This is a genomic window from Streptomyces sp. ICC1 (genome assembly GCF_003287935.1).
GTDB classification, from domain to species: Bacteria; Actinomycetota; Actinomycetes; order Streptomycetales; family Streptomycetaceae; genus Streptomyces; species Streptomyces tritrimontium.
This window is the reverse complement of sequence record NZ_CP030287.1, coordinates 3,572,436-3,597,905: the sequence shown is the minus strand read 5'-3', so window position 1 is coordinate 3,597,905 and position 25,470 is coordinate 3,572,436. Positions and strand designations below refer to the sequence as shown.

General features: G+C 72.1%; 18 protein-coding genes. 8 read left to right on the top strand and 10 right to left on the bottom strand.

Translation table 11 applies throughout. The features are described from left to right. Positions 1-166: 166 nt before the first annotated feature. On the bottom strand, positions 167-1,276 hold the full coding sequence (locus DRB96_RS17030; protein ID WP_343234526.1) for a glycosyltransferase family 39 protein: 1,110 nt from the start codon (positions 1,274-1,276) through the stop codon (positions 167-169). A 322-nt stretch (positions 1,277-1,598) separates the two neighbouring features. On the opposite strand from DRB96_RS17030, the gene DRB96_RS17025 reads away from it, so the two are divergent. Together DRB96_RS17025 and DRB96_RS17020 are read left to right on the top strand one after the other, a co-directional pair. Further along, positions 1,599-3,317, top strand: a complete 1,719-nt coding sequence (locus DRB96_RS17025; RefSeq protein WP_112449234.1) for an MFS transporter — start codon at positions 1,599-1,601, stop codon at positions 3,315-3,317. Between the two features lie 161 nt (positions 3,318-3,478). Further along, positions 3,479-4,648 (top strand): acyl-CoA dehydrogenase family protein, encoded by a 1,170-nt coding sequence (locus tag DRB96_RS17020; protein ID WP_112449233.1) that lies wholly within the window; start codon positions 3,479-3,481, stop codon positions 4,646-4,648. An 18-nt stretch (positions 4,649-4,666) separates the two neighbouring features. On the opposite strand, the gene sepF is transcribed toward DRB96_RS17020, so the two are convergent. After that, positions 4,667-5,119, bottom strand: coding sequence for a cell division protein SepF (sepF, locus tag DRB96_RS17015; RefSeq protein ID WP_112449232.1), 453 nt, complete (start codon positions 5,117-5,119; stop codon positions 4,667-4,669). A gap of 283 nt (positions 5,120-5,402) precedes the next feature. Between sepF and DRB96_RS17010 the strand changes: the two genes are divergently transcribed. The 4 genes from DRB96_RS17010 to DRB96_RS16995 all read left to right on the top strand — a co-directional run bounded on the left by DRB96_RS17010 (position 5,403) and on the right by DRB96_RS16995 (position 9,106). Next, a complete protein-coding gene (locus DRB96_RS17010) occupies positions 5,403-6,542 on the top strand; it encodes a DUF5685 family protein (RefSeq protein WP_112449231.1) in 1,140 nt (379 codons plus the stop codon). A gap of 89 nt (positions 6,543-6,631) precedes the next feature. Continuing rightward, the gene (locus tag DRB96_RS17005) at positions 6,632-7,453 is read left to right on the top strand and encodes a DUF1684 domain-containing protein (protein WP_112449230.1); all 822 of its coding nucleotides are present in this window, start codon (positions 6,632-6,634) and stop codon (positions 7,451-7,453) included. A gap of 196 nt (positions 7,454-7,649) precedes the next feature. After that, complete coding sequence (locus DRB96_RS17000; protein ID WP_239516808.1) at positions 7,650-8,474, top strand: S1 family peptidase; 825 nt, start codon at positions 7,650-7,652, stop codon at positions 8,472-8,474. 152 nt (positions 8,475-8,626) lie between these two features. Next, complete coding sequence (locus DRB96_RS16995) at positions 8,627-9,106, top strand: hypothetical protein (protein ID WP_112449228.1); 480 nt, start codon at positions 8,627-8,629, stop codon at positions 9,104-9,106. Between the two features lie 68 nt (positions 9,107-9,174). Here the strand turns inward: DRB96_RS16995 and DRB96_RS16990 are convergent, their stop codons facing one another. The 7 genes from DRB96_RS16990 to DRB96_RS16960 form a co-directional block, all read right to left on the bottom strand. Then, entirely contained in the window at positions 9,175-10,071 is an 897-nt protein-coding gene (locus DRB96_RS16990) for a DUF4231 domain-containing protein (RefSeq protein ID WP_112449227.1), read from the bottom strand. Between the two features lie 75 nt (positions 10,072-10,146). Continuing rightward, a complete protein-coding gene (gene fxsT / locus DRB96_RS16985) occupies positions 10,147-14,145 on the bottom strand; it encodes an FxSxx-COOH system tetratricopeptide repeat protein (protein ID WP_112449226.1) in 3,999 nt (1,332 codons plus the stop codon). Next, the gene (locus DRB96_RS16980) at positions 14,129-15,589 is read right to left on the bottom strand and encodes a TIR-like protein FxsC (RefSeq protein WP_162688998.1); all 1,461 of its coding nucleotides are present in this window, start codon (positions 15,587-15,589) and stop codon (positions 14,129-14,131) included. The genes fxsT and DRB96_RS16980 overlap by 17 nt, the downstream gene beginning before the upstream one ends. A gap of 43 nt (positions 15,590-15,632) precedes the next feature. Beyond that, the gene (locus tag DRB96_RS16975) at positions 15,633-16,451 is read right to left on the bottom strand and encodes an AAC(3) family N-acetyltransferase (protein WP_239516197.1); all 819 of its coding nucleotides are present in this window, start codon (positions 16,449-16,451) and stop codon (positions 15,633-15,635) included. Beyond that, positions 16,448-18,724 (bottom strand): radical SAM/SPASM protein FxsB, inactivated metallohydrolase extension form, encoded by a 2,277-nt coding sequence (gene fxsB / locus DRB96_RS16970; RefSeq protein WP_204357751.1) that lies wholly within the window; start codon positions 18,722-18,724, stop codon positions 16,448-16,450. The genes DRB96_RS16975 and fxsB overlap by 4 nt, the downstream gene beginning before the upstream one ends. Positions 18,725-18,753: 29 nt before the next feature. Beyond that, the gene (gene fxsA / locus DRB96_RS16965) at positions 18,754-18,918 is read right to left on the bottom strand and encodes an FxSxx-COOH cyclophane-containing RiPP peptide (RefSeq protein ID WP_162688621.1); all 165 of its coding nucleotides are present in this window, start codon (positions 18,916-18,918) and stop codon (positions 18,754-18,756) included. A 277-nt stretch (positions 18,919-19,195) separates the two neighbouring features. Continuing rightward, positions 19,196-20,098, bottom strand: coding sequence for an alpha/beta hydrolase (locus tag DRB96_RS16960; protein WP_112453484.1), 903 nt, complete (start codon positions 20,096-20,098; stop codon positions 19,196-19,198). A gap of 298 nt (positions 20,099-20,396) precedes the next feature. On the opposite strand from DRB96_RS16960, the gene adhE reads away from it, so the two are divergent. Then, positions 20,397-23,033: a bifunctional acetaldehyde-CoA/alcohol dehydrogenase gene (adhE, locus tag DRB96_RS16955; protein ID WP_112449223.1), complete on the top strand. Its 2,637-nt coding sequence runs from the start codon at positions 20,397-20,399 to the stop codon at positions 23,031-23,033. A gap of 117 nt (positions 23,034-23,150) precedes the next feature. Here adhE and DRB96_RS16950 read toward each other — a convergent pair whose 3' ends face one another. After that, a complete protein-coding gene (locus DRB96_RS16950) occupies positions 23,151-23,708 on the bottom strand; it encodes a TetR/AcrR family transcriptional regulator (RefSeq protein ID WP_112449222.1) in 558 nt (185 codons plus the stop codon). Between the two features lie 222 nt (positions 23,709-23,930). Here DRB96_RS16950 and DRB96_RS16945 point away from each other — a divergent pair, with 222 nt between their 5' ends. Continuing rightward, positions 23,931-25,328: a cytosine permease gene (locus tag DRB96_RS16945; RefSeq protein ID WP_112449221.1), complete on the top strand. Its 1,398-nt coding sequence runs from the start codon at positions 23,931-23,933 to the stop codon at positions 25,326-25,328. Positions 25,329-25,470 lie beyond the last annotated feature (142 nt).

The window sequence follows — 25,470 nt, the reverse complement described above, 5'->3', positions numbered from 1 at the left end:
GCGGGACTTAATTCCCGGCATTCCGCCTTTGGTTGGCCTTTGGTTGGAGGTGGTCCAGTCCAAGGTCCGGCCCATTTCTTCGCATACTTATCCGGGATTTATGAGTGCGGGTCAATTACTTTGCTCAAAGATGGAGCGGAACGATCCATTCCGTGATCTCGGCCCCCTATGGAGGTCCCGAGCCGTTCAGCCAGAAGGCCCCGTACACCGCCGAGGCCGCGGCCAGCGCGCCGAGCGCCGCGGCCGCCCGGCCGGGCCGCCACCGGGCCAGCGCCGCCGCCGGTGGGAAGAGCAGCGGGAAGGCGGGCAGCAGCAGCCGGGGCTTGGAGCCGAAGTACCCGGACGCGCACAGGGCCAGCGCCACCACGATCCCGCAGTACACCAGCAGCGGCACGGGCTGGCGCCGCCGTACGCAGAGCACGTACAGCCACACCACGAGCGCGACCCCCGCGATCAGCCCGATCCCGGCGGGGAAGGCCGGCGAGGCCAGGCGCGCCCCGATGAACCGGGCGAAGGCCAGGCCGCCGTCGAAGCCGTTGCCCCAGCCGGCCTGCACGTCCAGGTAGCCGATCGGGCCGCCGCCGGTGCGGGCGCCGACCCACAGCACGTAGCCCGCCGCGCCGAGCGGGGCCAGCAGGGCGCCCGCCGCCGCCCGCCAGGAGCGCTCCCCGCGCCGGGCGGCCAGGGCGGCGCCCACCCACACCGCCGCGACCACCGCCGCCCCGACCGGGCGGGTCAGCCCCGCCCCGGCCGCGAGCAGGCCGGCGCCGAGCCAGTGCCCGCGCAGGACCCCGTACAGGCTCCAGACGGCGAGCGCGGTGAACAGCGACTCGCTGTACGCCATCGACTGCACGACCGCGACGGGCAGCGCGGCCCAGAGCGCGACGGCGAGGACCCCGGCCCGGCGGCCGTGGAGCAGGTCGCCGACCGCGAAGATCCCCCAGGCCGCCGCGAGCCCGGCGAGCGCCGACACCACCAGGCCCGCGGATCCGTGGCCGAGCCCGGTGACGGCCGAGACGAGCCGCTCCAGCCAGGGCATCAGGGGGAAGAAGGCCAGGTTGGAGTGGACGTCACCGTTCGGGAGCGCGATCTCGTACCCGTACCCCTCGGTGGCGATGCGGGCGTACCAGAGGGAGTCCCAGCGCGCCGAGAGCAGCGTGTGCGCACTGCTGTCGGCCGCCGCCCCCCACACCGCGAGCACGGCCAGCCCGAACAGCCGCACCGCGGCGAAGACGGCCAGGGCGGGCGCGGCCCGACGGAATCCAAGATCTTTCACGGGCATGATTATCGAGGGCGAGGGCGGGCCCGAGCAGACGCGCGCGGCCGAGAACCGGCGGGCGCGGGCGTGCGTGTACACGTGCGTGCGGACCTGCGCGCGGACGTGCGCGCGCACCCGCGGGTGAGGAGGGATGGCGTGAAACGAGTGGCGCACACCACATCCCGGCCCGTGCCGGGATGAGAGCTTGACCACGTGTCGGACAGCCGAACTCGCGTACGCTGACCCTTCACTCGCGTGTCGACGCCGGACCCCGTAGGGCCCCCAGTGGCCCGAAGACGCTGGTCCGCCGAGTGCGAGGGACCACCTGGGAGGTACATGCATGTCGGGGACGAACACGGCCGACGACAGGAACCCTTCCCCCCGGCAGCGACTGCGGCGACTCGGCGCGGCCTCCGGCGGGGCCAACCGCTGGGCCGTCCTGGGCGTCCTGTGCGTCAGCCTGGTGCTCGTCGCGCTCGACGCGACGATCCTGCACGTCGCCGTGCCCTCCGTCACCGAAGACCTGCGGCCCGGCCCGATGGAGCTGCTGTGGATCGTCGACGCCTACCCGCTCGTCTGCGCCGCCCTCCTGATCCTCTTCGGCACCCTCGGTGACCGCGTGGGCCGGCGCCGGGTCCTGCTCCTCGGCTACGGGCTCTTCGGCGCGGCCTCGGCCGTCGCCGCCCTCGCCGACAGCGCCCAGATCCTCATCGCCGCCCGCGCCCTGCTCGGCGTCGGCGGCGCGATGATCATGCCGGCCACCCTGTCGATCCTGCGCCAGGTCTTCCCCGACCGGCGCGAGCGGGCGCTGGCCATCGGCATCTGGACCGCCGTCGCCGCCATCGGCGCGGCCGGCGGACCGGTCCTCGGCGGCTTCCTCGTCCAGCACTTCTGGTGGGGCTCGGTCTTCCTCATCAACATCCCGCTGATGATCATGCTCCTGCCGCTCGGCCGGTGGCTGCTGCCCGAGTCCAAGGGGTCCTGCGACGGGCCCTGGGACGTGCTCGGCGCGCTCATGGCCGCCGCAGGCGTGCTCGGCGCGGTCCTCGGCGTCAAGCGGATCGGTGCCGAGCGCCAGCTCGCCGATGCCGAGGCGCTGGTCCCGCTGCTGCTCGGCGCGGCGCTGCTGGTGCTCTTCGTACGCCGCCAGAAGCGGCGCGCGCACCCGCTGATCGACATGCGGATGTTCTCCCGGCCCGCCTTCACCACGTCCGTGGGCTGCATCGTCCTGGCCATGCTCGCGCTCGTCGGCCTCGAACTGATCGCCGTCCAGTACCTCCAGCTGGTGCTGCACCTGAGCCCGCTGGAGACCGGGCTGCGGCTGCTGCCGCTCACCTTCGCCGCGATGGCGGCGGGCGCGACCGGCTCGTACACGCTGGCCCGGACCGGGCCGCGCCGAATGGTCTCGCTGGGCTTCGTGCTGACCGCCCTCGCCGTGCTGCTGCTGACCTTCATGGGCCAGCACGACCGGCCGGTGCTCCTGACGGTCGGCTTCGTCCTGCTCGGCTTCGGGCTGCAGACCACGCTGTTCGCCGCCTACGAGTCGATGCTGAGCGAGGCTCCGGCGGCCACCGCCGGCGGCGCGGCCTCGATAGGCGAGACCTCGTACCAGCTGGGCGCCGGGATGGGCATCGCCCTGCTGGGCAGCGTGATGAACGCGGCCTACGCGCCCGGGCTGGCCGGTGTGCCGGGGGTGAGCGCCGCCGAATCGCGGGGCGCCGCACACTCGCTGGGCGAGGCCTACCAGATCGCCGCGCGCCTGGGCGGTCCCGCGGGGGACTCGCTGTACGCGGCGGCCCGGCACTCCTTCGTGCACGGGCTCCACGTGACGCTGGTGGTGAGCGCCGGGCTGCTGTTCGCGGGGGCCGCGATGGCGCTGAAGCTGCCGAGGACGATGGAGAGCGCCGAGCCCGAGCCGCTGCGCGTGCCCGCGCAGCCGGGGACCGGGGTGGGCGCCGGGATGTCGGGCGCCGTCGCGGCTCCGGGCGGGGGCGCGCGGATTCCGGCCCAGAGCTCGGCCGATGCCGAGCGCGACCCGGCGCTCGGCCACCCGGCCTGACCCGGCCGGATCCCGGCGGCCGCCTGCCGCGGCACCGGGCGGGCGGCCGCCGGGATCCGGCCGGGCGGGGGCGCCGCCGAAACCGGGGGTGGACCCGGGGCCGGGGCGACGACAAACTTGCAGCGCTAGGTTTCACCGTCCGGCCTGCCAGGAGGCGCTCCGTGTCCTTCGTTCCCACCGATCCGCTCGGGCTCGACGAGCTCCTCACCCCCGAGGACCTCGCCATCCGGGACACCGTCCGCGGCTGGGCCGCGGACCGCGTGCTGCCGCACATCGCCGAGTGGTACGAGAACGGCGAGCTGCCCGGCATCCGCGAGCTCGCCAAGGAGCTCGGCGCACTCGGGGCCCTCGGGATGTCCCTCGAGGGATACGGCTGCGCGGGCGCCAGCGCCGTCCAGTACGGGCTCGCCTGTCTGGAGCTGGAGGCCGCCGACTCCGGGATCCGCTCCCTGGTCTCCGTACAGGGATCGCTCGCGATGTACGCGATCTGGAAGTACGGCTCCGAGGAGCAGAAGCAGCGCTGGCTGCCCGGCATGGCCGCCGGCGAGCTCATCGGCTGCTTCGGGCTGACCGAGCCGGACGTCGGCTCCGACCCGGGCGCGATGCGCACGCACGCCAAGCGCGAGGGCACCGACTGGGTGCTCAGCGGGCGCAAGATGTGGATCACCAACGGGAGCGTCGCGTCGGTGGCCGTGGTGTGGGCGCAGACCGACGAGGGGATCCGCGGGTTCGCCGTGCCCACGGACACCGCCGGCTTCTCCGCGCCCGAGATCAAGCACAAGTGGTCCTTGCGCGCCTCGGTGACCAGCGAGCTGGTCCTGGACGATGTACGGCTGCCCGCCGACGCGGTGCTCCCGGGCGTCAGGGGCCTCAAGGGGCCGCTCGGCTGCCTCAGCCACGCGCGGTACGGGATCGTGTGGGGATCCATGGGCGCGGCGCGCGCCAGCTTCGAGGCGGCGCTGGACTACGCGAAGACGCGCGAGCAGTTCGGCCGGCCGATCGGCGGGTTCCAGCTCACCCAGGCCAAGCTGGCGGACATGGCACTGGAGCTCCACAAGGGCATCCTGCTCGCCCACCACCTGGGCCGGCGCATGGACGCGGGCACGCTGCGACCGGAGCAGATCAGTTTCGGCAAGCTCAACAACGTCCGCGAGGCCATCGACATCTGCCGCACCGCGCGGACGATCCTCGGTGCCAACGGGATCTCCCTCGAGTACCCCGTCATGAGGCACGCCACCAACCTCGAATCGGTCCTCACCTACGAGGGCACCGTCGAGATGCACCAGCTGGTGCTGGGCAAGGCGCTCACCGGGCTCGACGCTTTCCGTTAGGCCGGTGAGGGCCCGGCCTCAGCTCTGGTTGAAGAAGTCACGCGAGCGGCCACCGGACTCACCGCTCACGACCTGGGTGTCGGCCGGGGTCAGCAGGAAGACCCTGGTCGCCACCCGCTCGATCGAACCGCGCAGGCCGAAGGTCAGACCGGCCGCGAAGTCGACCACGCGCTTCGCGTCGCCGGGGTCCATCGACGACAGGTTCACGATGACCGGGACGCCGTCCCGGAACAGCTCGCCGATGCCGCGCGCGTCACGGAAACCGTCCGGAGTGACCGTCGCGATGCGGCGGCCCTGATCGACGGCGGACTCCGACGCCACCTTGACGCGCGGGTCGGTGACCCACTGCTCGCCGGGGCCGACCACCGAACCCCCCTGCGGGGCCTCCGCGTAGTCGTCGTCGTAGTAACGCTCGTCGTCGCTGTCCTCTACGAGACCCAGCCAGGCACTCGCCTTGCGCACCGAACCCATGGACGCCTCCTTTCATCGCGGTCAGTCTGTCTTCTCTTCCGCGTTCCTATCGTCGTCCATGATGCTGACAACGCGCCAAGTGGATAGTCGCCGCGCAGGGGTTTCGTGACGGTACTGGTGCAGAACATCCGTTGCACGGTCAAGGATCCAGGCGGGTACCGCTGCTGACTGAGTGAAAATACGACCAGTGCCGCCGTACGGGTGACCGACGGGGACGTACGGGTGAAGGGCCGTGCTCGCTACGATGCCCGTCGAGCACGCGTATGACACACGGGGGAGCACCATGTTCGGCATCGTCAGACCTTGCACGCACCGGCTGGGGGAGCGTTTCAAGACGGAGTGGATGGCCCATCTCTGCGGGCTTTGCCTGGCACTTCGCGGGGACCACGGCCAGTTCGCGAGGATCGTGACCAACTACGACGGGCTGCTCGTCTCCGTTCTGACGGAGGCTCAGTCCGGTCCGGCCGCGAGCGGCCGCCGCACCGCGGGCCCCTGTCCACTGCGCGGGATGCGCACGGCCCCGGTCGCCGAGGGCGAGGGGGCGAGGCTCGCCGCCGCCGTCTCGCTCGTCCTGGCCTCCGCGAAGGTGCGCGACCACGTGGCCGACCGGGACGGGCTGTTGGCCCGCGCCCCCATCGCCCTCGCGGCGCGCCGGGTGGCCCGGGGCTGGGACCGGGCGGGCGCCCGTACCGGGGCCTCGGTCGGCTTCGACACGGCCGTGCTCGTCGACGCCGTGGACCGGCAGGCGGGCATCGAGACCCTGGCCGGCCCCGGCACGCCGGTGCTCGTGGTGACCGAGCCGACCGAGACCGCGACGGCCGCCGCCTTCGCCCATACCGCGACCCTCGCCGGACGGCCAGGCAACGCCCCCGCACTCGCGGAGGCGGGCCGCTACTTCGGCCGGCTCGCCCACCTGCTGGACGCCGTCGAGGACCAGGGCCGCGACGCCGCGGCGGGCGCCTGGAACCCGCTGACCGCCACCGGGACCTCCCGCGCCGAGGCGCGCAGGCTCTGCGACGACGCCCTGCGGGGCATCCGGCTGGCACTGCGCGAGGTGGAGTTCGCGGACGCGGGCCTGGCCCACCGGCTGCTGGTGCACGAGCTGCGCACCTCGGTGGACCGGGCCTTCGGGACCGCGAGCTGCTCCCACACGGTGACGGACTCCGCCGGGCAGGGCGGCTTCGGCCCGCCCCCGATGGACTTCGGCCCGCCGCCGCCTCCGCGCAAGCCGCGGCGCGACCTGCTGTCGGGCTGCGCGGTGGCCCTCGGGCTGTTCTGCACCTGCCAGCTGTGCTGCACGGACCACGAGGGCCCGTGGTCCCGTGAGAAGAAGGAAGCGTGGTGCAACAACTGCGACTGCGGCTGCGGGAACTGCGACTGCGGGTGCGGCGACTGCTGCTGCTGTCCCTGCGACGGCTGCTGAGGGTCCCTCAGCTACGTCACGGCCCCGCGCAGGCCCGGACGGCGTACCGGACGGTTTCCGGCGGCGGCGGTGTGGAAGGGTTGAGCGGCATGAGCGCTGACGAAGCAGAAGACGCGGCCGCCGCCTGGGAGCGGTGGCACGAGCACCGGGTGGCCGTGGTGTCCGCCCCCTACGGACCCCTTTCGCTGACCGGTACCCACTGGCTCGCCGACTACCCGGAAGGTCGAATTCCGGCCGTTCCGGGCCGCTGGCTCGTCACCGGCGGCGGGGTGGCCCTGACCGCTGCCCCGGGCGACGGGATCAGCCTGGACGGCGAGCCCTTCACCGGGGACGCCGTACTCGGCGCCGACGGGTCCCCGCCCTCGCGCTCCCGGACCACCGCCGCCGCGGGCGTCCGGCTCGTCGTGCTCCGGCGCGAAGGGGAGTGGGCGGTCCGCGTCTTCGACCCCGCCGCCCCGGGCCGGACGGCCTTCGCGGGGATCGAGGCGGGCCCGTACGACCCGGCGTACTCGGTGCCCGGGCAGTTCCGCCCGTACGGCGAGGAGCGGACCGTCCAGGTGGAGAACGCCGACGGTCGCTCGCGCGGGCTCGGGCTCGGCGGCGAGCTCGGCTTCGACTTCGAGGGCGACCGCCACACGCTCCAGGTGGCCGTGGACGCGGAGGACGGCAGTCTCTGGGCCGTCATCGGGGATGCCACCGGCGGGCGTTCCAGCTACCGCTTCCGCTTCCTGCGGCCCGGCACCCCGGCGGCCGACGGCTCGATCACCGTGGACCTCAACCGGGTGCAGCTGCCGCCGTGCGCCTTCGCGGACCACTTCGTGTGCCCGTTCCCGCCGCCCGGGAACACCCTGCCCTTCGCGCTCGCGGCGGGCGAGCGGCGGCTGAAAGGCGCCCTTGCTGCCGCCATCTGACACCAGCACACTCCCGACAGCGTCTCTCCGGGCTTGTCAGGGGCACGTCGAACCACCTTGTTCCCGTCGTACCCCAGGCCGCCCTCCACGGGCTCCGGCACCCCACACCGGCCGGGCCCCCGATCCCCCAACGGGAGGACGACAAGTGAGGATCACCCGCATCATCGGCTCCAGGCTCTTCGCCGTGGCCACCGGCATGGCCGCCGTGGCCGCCCTCGCCGCACCCGCCACCGCGCACGCCGACGGCGGCCTCAGCGCCGACCGGCTCGCCACCGTGGGCGCCTCGGTCCTGCGCGCCGACGTGGCCGGCACCGCCTGGCACACCGACCCCGCGACGGGGACCCTCGTGGTCACCGCCGACTCCACCGTCACGGCCTCCGCCATCGCCAGGATCCGCCGCGAGGCCGGCACGGACGCGGCAGCGCTGCGCATCGAGCGGACCCCCGGCAAGCTGACCAAACTGCTCTCCGGCGGAGATGCCATCTACGCCTCCAGCTGGCGCTGTTCGCTCGGCTTCAACGTGCGCAGCGGCAGCACGTACTACATCCTGACCGCCGGCCACTGCACCGACGGCGCGGGCACCTGGTGGGCCAACTCCGCGCACACCACGGTCGTCGGGTCCACCGTCGGCTCCAGCTTCCCGACCAATGACTACGGCCTGATCAAGTACGCCAGCAACTCCCCGGTCCCGCCCGGCACCGTCGGGAGCCAGGACATCACCAGCGCCGTCAACGCCACCAACGGCATGTCCGTGACCCGGCGCGGCTCCACCACCGGAACCCACAGCGGCAAGGTGACCGGACTCAACGCCACCGTGAACTACGGCGGCGGCGACATCGTCTACGGGATGATCCGGACCAACGTCTGCGCCGAGCCCGGCGACAGCGGCGGCCCGCTCTACTCCGGGACCCGCGCCGTCGGCCTCACCTCGGGCGGCAGCGGCAACTGCTCCTCGGGCGGCACCACGTTCTTCCAGCCCGTCGTCGAGGCGCTCAACGCCTACGGGGTCAGCGTCTACTAGGACGGGGGCCGAGCGCCGCCACGGCCCCCCGTGCGGACCCGGGCGCGGGTCCACGCGAAGACCCACGCGCCCCCGCCGCACCCCTGGACGTCCTCCCGCCTTCTGGGAGGATGTCCAGGGCGTCCGTGCCCACGGGGGAGGCAGGTTTCCGAATGAAACGAATCGGCGTGACCGGACACCGCTCGATTCCCGAAGAGGTGCTCGGCCATGTGGAAGAGGGCCTGCGCGCCGTGCTGAGGAGCCACGAGGGGCCGCTGGAGGCGCTCTCCAGCCTCGCCGACGGAGCGGACCAGCTGTTCGCCGTCATCGCCCTGGAATGCGGCGCGGACCTCACCGTGGTCATCCCCAGCGGGGACTACGAGGAGGGGTTCGAGGGCCCGGAGGCCCTGGACCGCTACCTCGGGCTCAAGCGCCGGGCCACCCAGGAGGTCCGGATGGACTTCGCCCGCTCCACCGACGAGGCCTACTACGCGGCCGGCACCTACATCGCCGACTCCTGCGACCGGCTCGTCGCCGTCTGGGACGGCCTGCCGGCCCGCGGGCACGGCGGCACCGCCGAGATCGTGGCCTACGCCCGCGCGCTCGGCAAGCCGGTCACCGTCCTGTGGCGCGAGGGAGTGGCCCGGGACTGACCCGAGCGCCCCGGGACCGAGCGTCCCGGGACAGCCCCCGGGACAGCCCCCGTGCGGTCGGCGCCGCCTCAACTGCTGTGCCGCGCCAGCCAGTCCGTGTGCTGCGGGGAGACGTACCGCTCGGTCTCGTACACCGCGGACGGCCACTGCGACTCGGTGATGGTCGTCTGCATCACGACCATCATCGCGGAGAGGTCCTGCTCGATCAGGGTGTGCGCCTCGATCAGCGGATGGTGGCGCCGCACCTCGTTCCAGGCGATCCCGGCCGCCGCCGCCGCGCTCAGCAGCCCGGTCAGCTTCGGGCCGGGACCCGAACCGAACGCCCCGATCAGCGCGAACAGCAGCGCCAGGCACGTCAGCAGCACGATCGACCACGACCACAGGCTCGTCGCCCGCCGGGACACCTCCGTCTTGCGCTGGTACCAGTTGCGCTGCTCGATCAGCCGGTCCCGGACATAGGTCTCCCTGCGGACCTGGTAGCCCAGCCCCCGCAGCCGGTGCATCGCGCCGGTGATCTCCCCGCCCTCCGGCACCAGTCCGGCCGTGCGCGGATCCTCCCAGCCCATCTTCCGCAGCTCGTCCAGCCCCGCCTCCAGCCGGGTCCGGTACGTGGCCTCCGGTCCGGAGGCATCGCTGCCGAAGGGCGCGCCGTGCACGGCGAACCGCCAGGCCAGCGATTTGATGAACTCGGCGGCGCTGCGGTTGAGCTGCCACTGCGGGCGGGCCCGGCGCCGGGTCGCCCGTACGCCCACGCCCAGCACCCCGGCGTAGGCGAGCGCGCTCAGCAGCCCGAACAGGTACACCCCGCCCACCCGCGGCCCCTCGGACAGGGAGGCGGCCACGGCCGCCGCGACGAGCAGCACCAGCTGGGCGCGGGTGGCCTGGGTGGACTCCCGCTGACGGGATATCGCCGCCTGGTCGGTGTGGTGGAAGAGGGCCGGCAGGTCCTCGTTGCGAAAGGTCATGCTGTCACTCACAGCGAACCCCCCCAGTCTGATTTGGGTTCGGGGGCGGCCCCCGCCGGGAGCCGCCCCCTCGGATCACACCGCCAGCGGCTCCAGGTCTCGGTGGACCCGCCGCTCGTCACGCGCGTACCGGGTCAGGCCGTGGTCCTCCCCGAGCAGCCGGGTCAACTCGGCCACCGACTCGGCCCGTACCCGGTTCGCCTCTTCCTTGCGGCCCATCATGTCCAGGCTGACCGCCATGTTGGAGGAGCTCGCCAGCGTCTCCGGATGGTGGACGCCCAGCGCCTCGCGCAGCCGCATCACCGAGATCCGCTCCAGCTCCAGCGCGCCCTCCGGATCGCCCAGGTCGGCCCGGGCGTTGGCCAGGTTGAGGTTGGCGAAGATGGTGTGCGGGTGGTTGTCCCCGAGCACCACGCGCATGTGCTGGATCGTCTGGCGGAGCATCGCCTCCGCCGTCTCCGCCGCACCCGTGCCCCAGTGGAACACCGCGAGGTTGTTGACCGCGGCCAGGGTGTACGGGTGCCGCTCGCCCGGCACCTTCATGAACTCCTCCACCACCTCCTGCGCCAGGCTCCGCGCCGCGCCCGGGTCCCCGGTCGCGAACAGGTCGGAAGCCAGGTTCAGTTCGCAGGCCAGCAGGTCGGGGTTGACCGAGGTGTACTTGGCCCGGTAGCGGTTGCGGGTCGCGGTCGTCAGCCGCAGCGCGTCGTCCACGTCGCCGGCCCGGCGCAGCGAGACCGCCAGGTTCTTCGCGGCCGACAGGGTGCCCGGGAAGGCCCGGCCCAGCGTCCGCTTGTAGATGTCGTACGTCCGGCTCAGCAGCTGCACCGAATCGTCGTACCGGCCGACCTCGCGCAGGTCCCGCGCCAGGTTCTGGGCCGAGGACAGGGTGTACGGGTGGTCCGCCCCCAGCACCTCGGTGCGCCGGTCGAAGACCTCCTGGTCGATCTCCCTGGCGCGCGCGTACTGGCCGACCATGCGCAGGTTCAGCGCCAGGTTGTTCGCGGCGGCCAGGGTGCGGGGGTGCGCCTCGTGGAATATCTGGCTGAAGCCCTCGTGCGCGGCCGTCGCCAGCTCCATCGCCTCGCCGTACTGGCCGAGCGCGCCCAGGTCCATCGCCAGCCCGCTCGTGGTCATGTACGTGTGCGGGTGCGAGGGGCCCAGCACCGTCCGCTGCCGTTCCAGCGTGACCTCGCCCAGCTCCTTCGCCTCCACGAACCGGCCCTGCGAGCGCAGGATGTTGGACAGGTGGAAGCGCAGGTACAGGTACTGCAGATCGTCGCCGCCCAGGGTCTCGCGCCAGGTCTCGCGCAGCTCCTCGCCCAGCGCGTAGGCGGCCTTGAAGTCACCGCGCTTCCACAGGTACCGCACGCGGTCGATGAGCAGCCGGCGGGTCTCCGGCTCCTTGCAGAACCGGGCCTCCGAGGGGGTCAGGTGCGGCCAGATGGTGTTGAACCGGGGCCAGGTCTCGGGGTTGTCTATCGGCTCGTCGTCATCGGGGCGGGCCCCCGCCAGGATCTGGTGCACGGCGTGCCGGGCCTCGCGCTGCTCCTCCTCGGTCAACTGCGCCCGGATCACGGCCTGGACCAGCCGGTGGACCTGGATGCTGTTGCCGACCTGGTCGACCTTGGCCATGGCGAACCGGCCGATCTCCCGGATCACCCGGCCCAGCATCAGCTTCTCCTGGAGCGAGGAGTCGTACGGCTTCAGCGCGTTGATCATCGCCTTGCTGTAGAGCAGGTTCGCCGATATCGGCTCCGGCGCGAAGAAGGCGCACAGCTGCAGCAGCCGCACGGCGGCGGGGGAGCGCGACTGCAGCCGCTCGATGGACACGTTCCAGGTGGCGGCCACCGGCTCCGGGTAGCCGGGGGGCTGGTTCAGCCCCAGCACGCGGGCGGCCTGCTCGGCCAGCTGCTCGATGTACGCGGAGACCGGGGTCGCGGTCTCCGCGATCCAGGCGCCCGCCTGCTCGACGGCCAGCGGCAGGTCGCCGACCGCGACGGCCACCTGCTCGGCGTCGTCCTTGCTGAGCCCCGGGGCCCGGCGCTGGAGGTGCTCGATGGACTCCTCGCGCAGGAACACGTCCACCGGGAGGGCGTCCCCGTACTGGGACCAGGACTGGTTGCGGGAGGTGACGAGCACGTGCCCCGGCCCGCCCGGCGGGAAGAACCGCTTGAGCGTCTCGGGGTCGTCGGCGTTGTCGAAGACCAGCAGCCAGCGCGAGGTGGGCACCCCGCGCCGCAGCAGGTCGATGGCCTCCTGGGAGGCGGCCGACATGTCCTCGCCGGTCTGCGCGCCCAGGCGTACGGCCAGTTCCGCGAGGGCCGCGACCACGTCGTCGGTCTGCTCGGCGGAGATCCACCACACCAGGTCGTAGTCGGCCATGAACCGGTGCACGTACTCGAGCGCCACCTGAGTCTTGCCCACGCCGCCGAGCCCGAACAGGGTCTGCGGCTGGGGCAGCACCACGGCCATCCCGCCGCCGAGCTGGTCGCGCATCCGCTCCAGCACGATGGAGCGGCCGGTGAAGCCGGGGTTGCGGGGCGGCGCGTTCCAGATCTTCGGAACGGTCCCGGGGAACCGGGGCCCCGGCGCGGAGGCGCTGGCCACGCTGTCGGGCAGGGCCATCGGCCGCTCGACCGCCCGCAGCAGCGCGGTGGTCGCGTGGACCTCGTCGAGCCGGAAGAGGTCCACCGGGTTGCGGTCGATGTAGGGCGTGGCGAGCCGTACGTCGCCCACCCGCAGCGGCACCAGCTGGCGCCGGCCCCCCGTCGGGTCCTCGGAGGCGGCCCGGTTCCACACGTCCACGGCCCGGGCGGACTTGAGGTAGGCGCTGGAGAGCAGCACCACGGTCCGGGCCGCAGTGTCGACGCTGATGCCCGCCCCGCCGATGGTGTCCCCGGAGGAGGTTCCCGGGGCCCGCTCCGCGGAGACGTCCTTGGGCACGACCCGGAAGCCGGCCCGGGTGAGCACCGATTCGATCCAGTCGGCCCACATCCGGTTCTCGGCGACGTAGGACAGGAAGAGGTCGGCGGGCAGGGCCGGGCGGCGCCGCGTGAAGGCGTCCCGGATCCGCATCCGGGGCTCTTCGGCGATGGCCGGCATGGAGACGATCTCGCCCTCGGTGACCACGGCGGTGAGCCGTTCGAAGGCGGAGAGCAGGGAGTTGGTGAGCCCGGCCTCGTCCCCGAAGGTGGCCAGGGTCTCCTCGTAGGCGTAGTAGGGGCGGTACGGGATCTCCACCGCGCCCCAGTAGGAGGTGAGCTCGTCCCCGATCAGGCCGTTGGGGAAGCGGTCGAACTTGATCCGGGCCAGCGCGCGGCCGGCGTCCGCCTTCTCCTTCTCGCCCTCGTCGATGCGCATGGGGACCGGGTAGATCTTGATGCCGCGGTCGTTGAACCGCTCGTCGATCTGCCGGGCCACCGAGGCGGCGCCGTCGATGGACTGGTCGGAGAGGGTGAAGCAGTCGACCAGGACGTCGGGGAGGTGGACGGTGCAGATGTCGGCTATGTCGGAGAGGCCGGTGCGGCTGTCGATCAGGACGTAGTCGTAGTTGCGCTTCATGTCGGCGCGTAAGGCGTCGAAGAAGAGCCCGCCGCCGAGCCGGTCGTAGAAGTTGTCCCAGTCGAAGGTGGAGACGGTCGCCGAGTACTCGCGGTTCTGCCGGCCCGCCGAGACGAAGTCGAGGGTGCCGCCGTCGGGGAACTCCCAGCCGAGGGTCTCGGGGGTGAGCGAGACGGCGTGCGGCTGGATCCGCGCGTAGTCCTTGTGCCAGTCGTCGGGGCGCTGCACCGGGCTGGTGGCCGCCCAGGCGTACTCGCTGATCAGGTCGATCACCCCGGTGGTGGCGCCGAGGGTGGAGGGGTCCAGGAAGGGGTGGAAGAAGCGGTGCAGGCCGGGGGCCTCGAGGTCCCAGTCGACGGCGAGGACCCGTTTGCCGTTGGCGGCGAGGATCCACGCGGTGTTGGCCAGCGCCATCGTGCGGCCCGTGCCGCCCTTGTACGAGTAGAAGGTGACGATGCGCCCCTCGCGCTGTCCGTCACGGCTGTTCTGGCTGTCACGACTCGCTGTCATCCGCGTCCCCCCGGTCGTTGTCGTCGTTGTCGTCGGCCCCGTCAGCAGCCCCGTCAGCGGTCCCGTCGGCGGCGCTGCCCGCGCCTCCCGGGTCGCCCGCCCCGGCCGCGTCGCCCGCGCCCGCCGCGTTCGGCGGGAAGGGGGCGCGCGGGGTGGCCGGCGGCCCGTTCATCCCCATCGGCCCGAGCAGCCGGGGCCGGTCGGCGCCCCCGGCGGGGCTGCCGGCGGGCGGATAGACCTGTGCGTGTCTGAGGAACTGCTGGGCGGCCGCCTCCACCACCTGCGGCAGGATCTGGCCGAGCGTCTCCATGTTGGCCACGCCGTTGGCGGCGGCCCGGCAGGCGGCCCGCCCCTGGCTCATCTTGACGGGCATGGTCTCTTCCAGCCGGTGGGCCAACTCGCTCTCCTTCGCGCGGCTCTGGTGGTCGTAGCGGTTCCACGGCACGACCACGTTGATCCACGGCCGGGACTCCTGGTCGAAGGCGGCCAGGCGCGTCCTGCGCTGTTCGTCCTCGACGGCCCACCGGTCGACGATGAGGATCTCGGGCCGGGTCGGCGGCTGCTTGGAGTCGAAGTGCCCGGCCTCGTCGTCGAACGAGCCCACGGTCGTCTGGTAGTTGAGGTTCCTGACCAGGTCCTCGGCCACGTAGGCGATGGGTCTCTGGGACACCGGGTGGTACGGGTTCCACTCGAGCGCGTTGTCCCCGTAATACTCGGGGCTGCGGCCCTCCGGCAGATCGTGCCGGGAGGCGGCGGCCACGGTGACGTGCAGGGTGCGCGCGGTGCTGCTGGGGGAGCCGAAGGCGCTCGGCACCAGGCGGTAGTCCAGCGGGCGGATCGGATCGAGCCGGACCGTCTCGGCGACGCGGACGATCCGCTTGGCGAGCTCGTACACGGCGCTCTCGTACTGCTCGGCGTACCCGCGCAGTTTGATCAGCCCGTACAGCCCGTCGGTGACGTACCGCTCCCCGAAGGTGTTGTGGTTGAACTGCAGCCGCTCGGCGGGGAGCGGCAGCTGGGAGGGCGGGACCGGCACCCATAAGGCGGGCACGATGGCCTCGGCGGGCTGGTTGCTCAGCGCCTCGTGCTGGATGGCGCGCTGCGCGAAGGCGAACCACTCCTTCCCGCACATCTCGCTGGCGAAGTAGCGCGGTGAGAACAGGGGGACGAAGACCCGGCAGGTGGCGAGTGCCGCCCCGAGCCGCTCCGACCAGCCCTCACCGCTGCGTATCTCCCGGTCCATGAAACCGGCCTCGGCTCCCGCGGGCAGATTCGTGAGCGCCATGACATGGCTGCAGAGGTCGCGGAAAAGCCGCTCCACCCACATGTCGGGATCGGGTCCTCCCGCCCCGAACCTCGGTGTATGCGCATAACTGAGAAAAAAATACGGCTGAACTGATGCGGGCACACGACCCCCGTCCCGAAGATGCGAGCGAAGAAACATCATTCCGGAGCTGCTTCGCCACATCCCCTCATGGTTCAGTCAATCAGCGTCTGTTTTCGGTCATCCATTCAAGCGCGTGATCGACGGCATCCGGAAGGGAGAAGAGCATGGCCGGCGCTCTTCCCACCCACCCCCTGTTTACCCGGTCTTCCGGGAACGACCTGCCGATCTCGGCGAAATCGCTGTCATCCAGCGCGACGTCCTCGTACGCGGTCCACCCTTCACCCTTCGACTTCTCCCCGTGCCGACCGGGACGCCCCCCGACGGGCCCCGGAAGGTTCACCTTCACCACACACTCGTACATGCGCAAGGGGGGCTTCGGAATTCGATACTCCGCGAGATGGAAGGCAGTGCAGACGGAAAAACCCACATTGATCATGAGTACCTTCCATCCCTCGCCGCACATCTTTCCCAAGGGTGATTCCTCGCCCAAATGGCTGGTCAGAGGGTGCCCCGCGCACAGTTCCGCGGAACCCTCGCCGACCGCCGCGAAAGAGGTCTGGGGATGCCCGCTGCGCGCGGCTCCCGGCGCGGTGCGGACCGCCTCGGCGAGGGCGCCCATGCCGTGGCTCGGGGTGCGCTCCGGGTCGAAGGCGGGCATCCGCTCGCGGAAGGCGCGCACCTCCTCTTGAGAGAGGCCCGAGATCCGCTCCAGGTGCGCGCCGGAGGTCTTGGAGTTCTCCGGGGTGAAGGCCGGCACCGCCAGGGCGCCCCGCGGGCCGAGGACGCCGAGCAGGACGCCCCGCAGGGCCTCGGCACGCAGCCCGGTGCCCCCGAGGGCGGCGTGCGCCATGAGGCGCGTGCCGGGGCGGACGCCCAGCCGGCGCAGTTGGGCGGCGGCCTCCTCCGGGGGCGGGCTCACGCGTCGACCGCCTTGAGCTCCCAGCGCAGTTCCTCCACGAGCCGGATCCCGGTGTTCGTCAGCTCCGCCGCCTCCGACAGCCGGTCCAGCGCCCGGTTGATCCGGTCCGCCCCGCCGGGCTCGGCGGTCGCCGTCGCCCGCCGGTAGGCCTCCACGGCCACCCGCTCGTGTACGTCGGCCAGCAGCCGGGACACCGGCACCGGACGCTCCCGCCACGGCGAGGGGTGCTGCCACTCCCCGTCCAGCGCGTACAGGTCGGCCACCTCGGTCAGCGCCTGCAGCCGGGCCCGGCGCCAGCCCGTCAGCAGCGCGAGCGCGGTCTGCGTCGCCCCCGCCGCGTACGGCACTCCGAGGGCGCCGGGCCCGTGCCGCCCGGCCTCGCCCCAGCCGCCGGCCCGGGGACCGCCCGCGAGCGGGGTCAGCGTGGTCAGCCCGGCGGCGGCCGCCCGCGCGGCGTCCGGCACCGAGGCGTGCAGCAGCGCCCAGGCCCCGTCGAGGCGCTCCCGCCACTCCTCGGCCTCCCCGGCGCCCAGGCGCAGCCGGGGCGGGCGGGCGAAGCAGTTGCGGTGGGGGTCCAAGTCCTCCAGGGCCACCGGGGCCGCGTCGGGCCCGGGCGACCAGGTCCGTACGGGCTGCCAGCGGGCGTCCCCCGCGGCGGGCCCGAAGCGGTGCTCGCGCCGGCCCTCCTCCCGGACGGCGTACCCCTCGTCCGTGGCGTACAGCGCGGCCCGGCCGTCGGTGCCCGGTTCGCCCAGGCGCAGCAGCCCGAGCGTCGGCAGGTACACCTCGCCGTCCCGGTAGGCGACCTCCGCGGGCAGGCCGAGCCCGCCGCGCAGGACGGCGGCGGCGGCGAGCGCGGTCAGCCGGCGGGCGGCCCCGGGGCCGTCGCCGCGGCCCTCGCGCGCGGCGTCGAGGGCGGCCATGACCCAGGTCCGGGTGAAGGGGTGGGCCAGTACGGCGTCCAGCGCGTCCGCGCCGGCGTCCCCGGACCGCTCCACGGCGCCCAGCACCCGCCAGGCGCGCTCCCACTCGGGATCACCCGTCCGGCCGTCGTTCAACAGGGCGAGCAGGTCCCGGGTCAGCTGCTCCTGGGAGGCGGCGAGCTCGGCCGGGTCGGAGAGCTCGGGCGCGCTCGCGCGCAGGCTCGTACGGCCCGCCACGCCGTCGACGAGCTCGCGCAGATCGGTGCAGTAGACGGAGGGGTGGTCGAAGTCCCCGCCGCCCGCGGGATCCGCCGGATCGGCCTTGTAGCGGTGCGTGTAGAGCCCGCCGCCGCACGAACGTACGACGGGGCACCGGCGGCACGTGTCGCTGACTCCCGCCAGGCCCAGCTGTCGGGCGCGGACCCCGGGATGGGAGGCGACCAGGTCGAAGGCGTGGTCGAAGACGTTGAACCCGGTGGCGGCCGCGCCCTCGAAGGCGCTCTTGAGGGAGTCGACCTGCTCGAGGGAGCCGTCGGTCTCGACCACGACGAGGTCGGTGGGCGCCAGGCCCAGGGACTCGGTGAGGCTGGGCCCGCCGCGCAGGGTCGAGAACAGCGAGTCGAAGAGCCGTACGGGGACCGGCCGCTCGCGGCGCTCCCAGTGGTCGAAGATCCGCAGCAGCCAGCGCGCGTAGGTGTCGGGGGCGCCGTCGGGCCGGACGGGCGGTGTCTGCCAGGTGGCGTGGGGGAGGAGGAAGTCCACGCGCGGCGGGGCCAGTTCCACGAGGGCGTCCAGCACGGCGACCGGGTCGTTGGCCACGTCGACGGTGCAGAGCAGGCCCTGGTAGAGGTGGCGGTAGGGCTCGGTGCGCAGGAGGTCCACGGCGGCCAGCACCAGCGGGTGGCTGGTGCGTCCGTCGGCGAAGCGGCGGTGGCGGTCGTTGGCCGCGCGGTCGCCGTCGAGGGAGACGCTGACGCTGACGCCGTACTGCGCGAAGAGGTCGAGATAACGGGCGCTGAGCTGGAGCCCGTTGGTGTGGATGCGCAGGTCGAGGGCGGCGACGCCGTCGAGGGCGCGGGTGAATTCCTCGCACACGAGCCGGAGCCTGGCGGGCCCGGCGAGAAGCGGTTCCCCTCCGTGGAGGATGACCGTGACGGAGGGGAGTGCGTGTGCCTTTGCGTGCTCGGCGAGCCGCGACGCGGTCTGTGAAATGGCCTCGGGGGAGATCACTTTCGGCCGGGCTCGCCAGCTCTGGTCTGCGTGTTCGTAGACATAGCAATGATCACAAGCAAGATCGCATCTGCTGTGAACCTTCAGGACGATCTCGCGAAATGCGATCAGGCCGGTCATTCCACCAGTCTAGAGCGCGTACTCCGGGGTCAGAGTGCAGAGTTGAAGATCGGCGCTTGAACCTGCCGACCGGCTTCCGTGGGAAGGACGCGGCCCAGGGTCGCGGCCGCGCGCGCACCGCGGACGTCGATCCGGTCGAGCGGGACGCGACGGACCTTGACGGTGCCGGTCGGGGGGGTTGCGGAGGTGTTCATGACGCCGTCCTCGGGGAGGTCATGGGGAATGGGCAGGGTTGACATCGACGAGAAGTCGGTGTCTGGCGCGGACTTTACCTGCCTGCGGGCCCTTCGGCGTGCTAAACGCCCACGGGTGGCGGATATCCTGAGCTGTCTTCGACCCGGATGTGACGGGCGGTCAAGCGTCCGTGGAAAGTCCGACCGAATGGGACGGGTTCCGGTATTCGGCCGTTTGCCTGACGGCAAGATCCTTTTCTTTTTCCGGGGGCGCCCGCACCGGGGTGCGGGCAGCCCGCTACGCCGGCTGCCGTTCGCTGACGGGCGGCACGGGCAGGTCCCTGAGCAGCCACGTCAGTACGTCGGGCAGCGCGCGCAGCGCCGCGAAGTGCGCGGCGGCCGGGTCGAAGGTGGTGGTCGCGCCGGGGATCCGGCGGGCCAGCCAGCGGGAGTGGCCCACGGGCGAGAACACGTCGAGTTCCCCGTGCCAGATCAGCACCGGGCAGCGGATGTCGGCCGGATCGAACCCCCACGGGCTGCTGAACGCGATGATGTCGTCGATCCAGCCGTAGGCGGAGGTGCGGACCCCCTCGCGGTAGTTCCGCAGCAGCATCCCCCGCAGGCCCGCGTCCGCGACGATCATGCGGTCGCTGGCGGTGAGCTCGCGACGCAGTTCGTCCAGGAGCCGTCCGGGGTCCGCGGCGATGCCGGCGGCGCGCGGGATCAGCCGGGCCGCGAGCTCCTCGGGGTCCCGGCCGGCCGTCGAGTACTCCAGCACGTTCGACTCGGCCATGCCGTCGAACCAGTCCAGGTCCTCCGCGTCCCGGGGGGCGAGGGGGACCAGGGCCGCGGTCCGGGTGACCCGGTCGGGGAGCAGGGCGGCGCAGGCCAGGGCGCCGGGTCCGCCGCCGGAGCGGCCGGCCACCGCGAAGGTGTCCAGGCCCAGGGCGTCGGCGATCGCGGCCACGTCGCCGGCCACGTCGGCGACGGTGCGGCCCGCGTGCCGGTCGGAGCCGCCGTAGCCGGGCCGGTCGTAGGCGATGAGCTGCATCCGGCGCTGGTAGAGGACCATCCCCCGGGGCGCCGGGCCCAGCCGGCTTCCGGGCATGCCGTGGAGCAGGAACACGGGTTTGCCGAATGGATCGCCCCAGCGCTCCACCGTCAGGCTCCGTCCGTCCGCCACGCGCACCTGACTGCGCACGCGCACCCCCTTGCGCTCGCCGCGACTCGTCACGGTGATTGTGCTCGCTGGGGGAGGAGTGCGGTAGGGCGCACTTCGCGCGAAATTCTTGTGAAAGTTTTCACAAGCGCACAGGGGTCTTTGGTCCTGGGGTGTCTATGCAGGTCAGATGGGTGATGGAAGAGGTTCGAACAGGCGTGAACAGACCTTCGGCCTGCCGGAAAAGGGCTTTCTCGGCGCCGCGGCTTCCGCTTTTGGGTGTCGAATTGAGTCATCAGGAAAGCGGTTCGGGTTGAGTCGAAATGAAGGAGTTCCCGCCATGCAGGCCAACGAGATGGTGGATGGACTGGTCCAGGGAGCGCTCAAGGCGCTCGACCAGTTCTCGTCGTTCAACCAGGAGCAGGTCGACCACATCGTCAAGAAGGCCTCCCTGGCGGCGCTGAGCCAGCACGGCGAGCTCGCCCGGCTGGCGGTGGAGGAGACCGGCCGCGGCCTCTTCGAGGACAAGGCGGTCAAGAACCTCTTCGCCTGCGAGCACGTCGTGAACTCGATGCGCGGGCTCAAGACCGCGGGCGTCATCCGCCGCGACGAGCTGAACGGCATCACGGAGATCGCCGAGCCCGTCGGCGTCGTCTGTGCGATGACCCCGGTCACCAACCCGACCTCCACCACGATCTTCAAGGCGCTGATCGCCCTGAAGACCCGCAACCCGATCATCTTCGCCTTCCACCCCTCCGCGCAGAACTGCTCGGCCGAGGCCGCCCGCGTCGTCCGCGACGCCGCCGTCGCCGCCGGCGCCCCCGCGAACTGCGTCCAGTGGGTCACCGCCCCCTCCATGGAGGCCACCGGCGCCCTCATGAACCACCCGGGCGTCTCCACCATCCTCGCGACCGGCGGAAACGCCATGGTCAAGGCCGCGTACTCGTGCGGCAAGCCGGCCCTGGGAGTCGGCGCGGGCAACGTCCCCGCCTACGTCCACAAGAGCGCCAAGCTCGGCCGCGCGATCCACGACATCGTGCTCTCCAAGGCCTTCGACAACGGCATGATCTGCGCCTCCGAGCAGGCCGTCATCCTCGACGCCGAGATCTACGAGAAGGGCCTCGCCGAGTTCAAGCGGCTCGGCGCCCACGTGGTCTCCGCGGCCGAGAAGACCAAGCTGGAGCAGTTCGTCTTCGGCACCACCGCCTACGCGGCCGACGCCTCCGGCGCGAAGCTGAACCCGGCGGTCGTCGGCAAGTCCCCGCAGTGGATCGCCGAGCAGGCCGGCTTCACCGTCCCCGCCGACGCCTCGATCCTCCTCGCGGAGTGCAACGAGGTCGGCGAGAACGAGCCGCTGACCCGCGAGAAGCTCTCCCCGGTGCTGGCCGCCCTGAAGGCCTCCGACACCGAGCACGGCCTCGAACTGGCCGCCGCGATGGTCGAGTTCCACGGCCTGGGCCACAGCGCCGCCATCCACGCCGAGGACGAGGAGCTCGTCGAGGAGTTCGGCAAGAAGGTCAAGGCGATCCGCGTCATCGCCAACTCGCCCTCCACCTTCGGCGGCATCGGCGACGTCTACAACGCCTTCCTCCCCTCCCTCACCCTCGGCTGCGGCTCGTACGGACACAACTCGGTGTCGAACAACGTCACCGCGGTCAACCTGATCAACGTCAAGCGGATCGGACGGCGCAACACCAACATGCAGTGGTTCAAGGTCCCGCCGAAGATCTACTTCGAGCGCAACTCCATCCGCTACCTCGGTGAGATGGACGGCATCAGCCGGGTCTCGATCGTCACCGACAAGACGATGGTCTCCATCGGCTTCGTGCAGAAGGTCGTGGACATCCTCCAGGCCCGCGAAGGCGCCGTGGCCATCCAGGTCATCGACAACGTCGAGCCCAACCCGGAGCTCTCCACCGTCCAGGCCGGCGCCGCGATGATGCGCGACTTCAAGCCCGACACGATCATCGGCCTCGGCGGCGGCTCGCCGATGGACGCCGCGAAGATCATGTGGCTGATGTACGAGCGCCCGGAGGTGGAGTTCGCCGACACGAAGGAGAAGTTCTTCGACGTCCGCAAGCGCGCCTACAAGTTCCCCTCGCTCGGCGAGAAGGCCAAGATGGTCGCCATCCCGACCACCTCGGGCACCGGCTCCGAGGTCACCCCGTTCGCCGTCATCTCCGACCCGGCCGCGGCCCAGAAGTACCCGCTCGCCGACTACGCCCTGACCCCGAACGTCGCCATCGTCGACCCGATGCTGCCGATGGGCCTCCCGCCCAAGGTGACCGCCGACTCCGGCTTCGACGCCCTGACGCACGCCACCGAGGCCTACGTCTCCGCGTACTCGAACGACTACACCGACGGCCTGTGCCTCCAGGCCATCAAGCTCATCTTCGAAAACCTCCAGCGCTGCGTGGTCGACGGTCCGAACGACCCCGAGGCCCGCGAGAAGATGCACAACGCCTCCACGGTGGCGGGCATGGCCTTCGCCAACGCCTTCCTGGGCATGGTCCACGCCATGGCGCACACCCTGGGCAACACCTTCCACGTGGCCCACGGCCGCACCAACGCGCTGCTCCTGCCCCACGTGATCCGCCACAACGGCACCGTCACCCACAAGGCCACCCCGTGGCCGAAGGCCGAGGTCTACCGGGCGCCGGAGCGCTTCCAGGAGATCGCGAAGATGCTGGGCCTGCCGGCCGCCACCGCGGCCGAGGGCGTCGAGTCCTACGCCAAGGCCGTCGAGGAGCTGCGCGCCAAGTGCGGGATCACCGCCTCCTTCGCCGAGGAGGGCGTGGACGAGCAGGCCTTCATCGAGGCCCTGCCGACCCAGGCCATGAACGCCTACGCCGACCAGTGCGCGCCCGCCAACCCCCGGATGCCGATGATCGACGACCTGAAGCAGCTGATGCTCCAGGCGTACTACGGCAACACCGAGGGTGCCCCGGCCAAGAAGGCCGCCGCCAAGAAGAAGTAGCCCTTCTTCCCCAGAACCTCCGCCAAGGAGCGGAAAAGCCCGTCCGGGGCGCCAAGGCCCGGGCGGGCTTTCCACGTGTCCCCGTGGAGGGCGTGTCCCCAGGGAGGGGCGGGCGGCTCACACGTGCGGGATCAGCAGGGCCGCCGCCGAGCGGGCCCGCTCCAGGGAGGTGGCCCGGTCGGCGCCCCGCTCGCCCAGCACCACGCGGGTGCTCAGGCCGTCCAGCAGGGCGAGCAGCTCCGAGGCGCGGGCGGGGACGTCCAGGCCGGCGGCGAAGCGGCCCTGCTCGACGCCCTTGGCGAGGAGCGCCTCCAGGTCCCGCTGCCAGCCGTCGTCGATCTCCTGCTGGGCGGCGCGCAGCGGTTCGTTCGAGGGGATGCGGGCCCACAGCTCGATCCAGAGCGTCCAGCGCGGATCGCGGGGGCCGCGCGGCAGGTAGAGCTCCAGGAAGAGCGCGAGCTTGCGGTGGGCGGTGACCCGGCGGCCCAGCAGCGCGGTCCGCTCCTCGGCCAGTTGCCGCTCGCTCCAGTGCAGTGCGGCCAGCAGCAGCCGGTCCTTGCTGCCGAAGTAGTACAGGATGTGGCCGCCGCTGGTGCCGAGCCGCTCGGCGAGCGCGGACATGGTGAGCGTCGCCAGCCCGTCCTCGGCGATCGCCGTCATGGCCTCTTCCAGCATCCGCTCCTGGGCGATCTGCCCGTCGCGCCGGCGTGCCGCTCCCGCTGCCCCTGCCACCCGTGCCGCCTTCCCGATCTTCGTGGGCCGACCTTATCCCGGACAGGGTCTTGACGGGGCCCCGATCGGCGGCGCATCTTGAATGTCATTCAAGAACTTAGAACGCCGTTCAATCTAGATGCGGCGGTTCGACAGGTCACCGGTTCGAAGGTCAGGGGCAGACGCATGGCACAGCAGGAGACGACGGCCGACGTCGACGAGATCTTCAGAGTCGAGACGCACGGCATCGACCCGATCCCCGACGCCGAGCGCCACGGCGGGGCCAAGGACCTCTTCTGGCTCTGGTTCGGCTCCAACCTGACCTTCACCTACGTGATCAACGGCGCCCTCGCCGTCGCCTTCGGCCTCTCCTTCTGGCAGGCCACCGCCGTGGTCGTGATCAGCGGACTGTCCTTCTTCGCGATCAGCGCCGCCGGCCTCAGCGGCATCCGCACCGGCACCGCCACCCTGGTCATCTCCCGGGCCGCCTTCGGCGTCCGCGGCAACTGGCCGGCGGGCGTCCTGAACTGGGTGGTGAGCATCGGCTACACCATCGTCAACACCGTCGTCGGCACCCTGGCGCTGGAGGTCTTCTTCGCCGAAATCGGCCTGGGCGAAGGCGCCTCGATCCGGGCCCTCGCCCTCGGCACCACCCTCGCGCTCACCTTCGCCGTCGCCATGTGGGGCCACGCCACCGTGCAGTTCGCGGAGCGCTGGATGGCCTACGTCCTCGCCGTCGGCTTCGGTGCCCTGCTGGTCTTCGTCCTGCCCGGCGCCGAGACCTCCGCCCCGGCCGGCGCCGCGCTCCCGGGTCTGTCCGGCTGGAGCCTGGCCTTCGTGGTGATGCTCGCCGGGCCGTTCTCGTACCTGCCGATGCCCGCCGACTACACCCGCTACCTGCCCCGCACCACCTCGCTGAAGTCGATCACCTGGATGGGCGCGCTCGGCGGCTTCGTCTCCTCCGTCGCCCTCGGGATCGCGGGCGTCGCCGCCGCCACCCAGACCGACATGACCGACGCCGTCGCCGGAGCCGAGAGCCTGCTGCCCGGCTGGTTCCAGCCGCTGTTCCTCGCCCTGGTCCTGGGCGGCTCCGTCACCAACTCGATCATCACCCTCTACTCCTCCAGCCTGAACCTCCAGGTCCTCGGCATCCCGTGGAGCCGGGCCCGGGCCATCGTGATCAGCGCCGCCGTGACCGCCGCCGGATCGCTCGCCGCGCTCTTCCTCACCGACTTCACCACCTCGCTGCTCTCCTTCCTCTCCCTCCTGATCATCGTGTTCGCCCCCTGGGGCGGCGTCTTCCTCGCCGACATGCTGATGCGCCGCTGCCGCTACGACTCCGACGCGCTGCACGCCGGGAGCGCGGGCGCCTACTGGTACCGCGCCGGCTACCACCCCGCCGGGATGGCCGCCCTGCTCGCCGGCATGGTCTTCGCCGCTCTGACCTGCGACTCCGAGCTGTGGACCGGGCCGCTCGTCGCCCCGCTCGGCGGCGCGGACCTCACGCTGCTCGGCTCGGTCGTCGCCGGGCTCACGTACTGGGCGCTCGCCCGGCGGGTGCCCGCGTACGTCCCGGCCGCCTGATCCCCCCGGCCTCCGCCGAGGCCCGGGCGCCGCAAGGGGCGCCCGGGCCTCGGCCGGGGCAGGCGCCGACGCGTGCGCCGCGAGGAGCGCGGGAGGCTCCGTCTGCGCCGGCGCCGCGGAGGGCGCGGGGCGTACGGGGCCC

Excerpts from the sequence above, each read along its gene's own strand:
- sepF (WP_112449232.1), bottom strand. The coding sequence starts at position 5,119 with ATGGGTTCGGTGCGCAAGGCGAGTGCCTGGCTGGGTCTCGTAGAGGAC.
- DRB96_RS17005 (WP_112449230.1), top strand. The coding sequence starts at position 6,632 with ATGAGCGCTGACGAAGCAGAAGACGCGGCCGCCGCCTGGGAGCGGTGG.
- fxsB (WP_204357751.1), bottom strand. The coding sequence starts at position 18,724 with ATGACCGGCCTGATCGCATTTCGCGAGATCGTCCTGAAGGTTCACAGC.
- DRB96_RS16990 (WP_112449227.1), bottom strand. The coding sequence starts at position 10,071 with ATGACCTTTCGCAACGAGGACCTGCCGGCCCTCTTCCACCACACCGAC.
- DRB96_RS16995 (WP_112449228.1), top strand. The coding sequence starts at position 8,627 with ATGAAACGAATCGGCGTGACCGGACACCGCTCGATTCCCGAAGAGGTG.
- fxsA (WP_162688621.1), bottom strand. The coding sequence starts at position 18,918 with ATGAACACCTCCGCAACCCCCCCGACCGGCACCGTCAAGGTCCGTCGC.
- DRB96_RS17000 (WP_239516808.1), top strand. The coding sequence starts at position 7,650 with ATGGCCGCCGTGGCCGCCCTCGCCGCACCCGCCACCGCGCACGCCGAC.
- DRB96_RS16980 (WP_162688998.1), bottom strand. The coding sequence starts at position 15,589 with ATGTTTCTTCGCTCGCATCTTCGGGACGGGGGTCGTGTGCCCGCATCA.
- adhE (WP_112449223.1), top strand. The coding sequence starts at position 20,397 with ATGCAGGCCAACGAGATGGTGGATGGACTGGTCCAGGGAGCGCTCAAG.
- DRB96_RS16950 (WP_112449222.1), bottom strand. The coding sequence starts at position 23,708 with ATGCTGGAAGAGGCCATGACGGCGATCGCCGAGGACGGGCTGGCGACG.
- DRB96_RS17010 (WP_112449231.1), top strand. The coding sequence starts at position 5,403 with ATGTTCGGCATCGTCAGACCTTGCACGCACCGGCTGGGGGAGCGTTTC.
- DRB96_RS17025 (WP_112449234.1), top strand. The coding sequence starts at position 1,599 with ATGTCGGGGACGAACACGGCCGACGACAGGAACCCTTCCCCCCGGCAG.
- DRB96_RS16945 (WP_112449221.1), top strand. The coding sequence starts at position 23,931 with ATGGCACAGCAGGAGACGACGGCCGACGTCGACGAGATCTTCAGAGTC.
- fxsT (WP_112449226.1), bottom strand. The coding sequence starts at position 14,145 with ATGACAGCGAGTCGTGACAGCCAGAACAGCCGTGACGGACAGCGCGAG.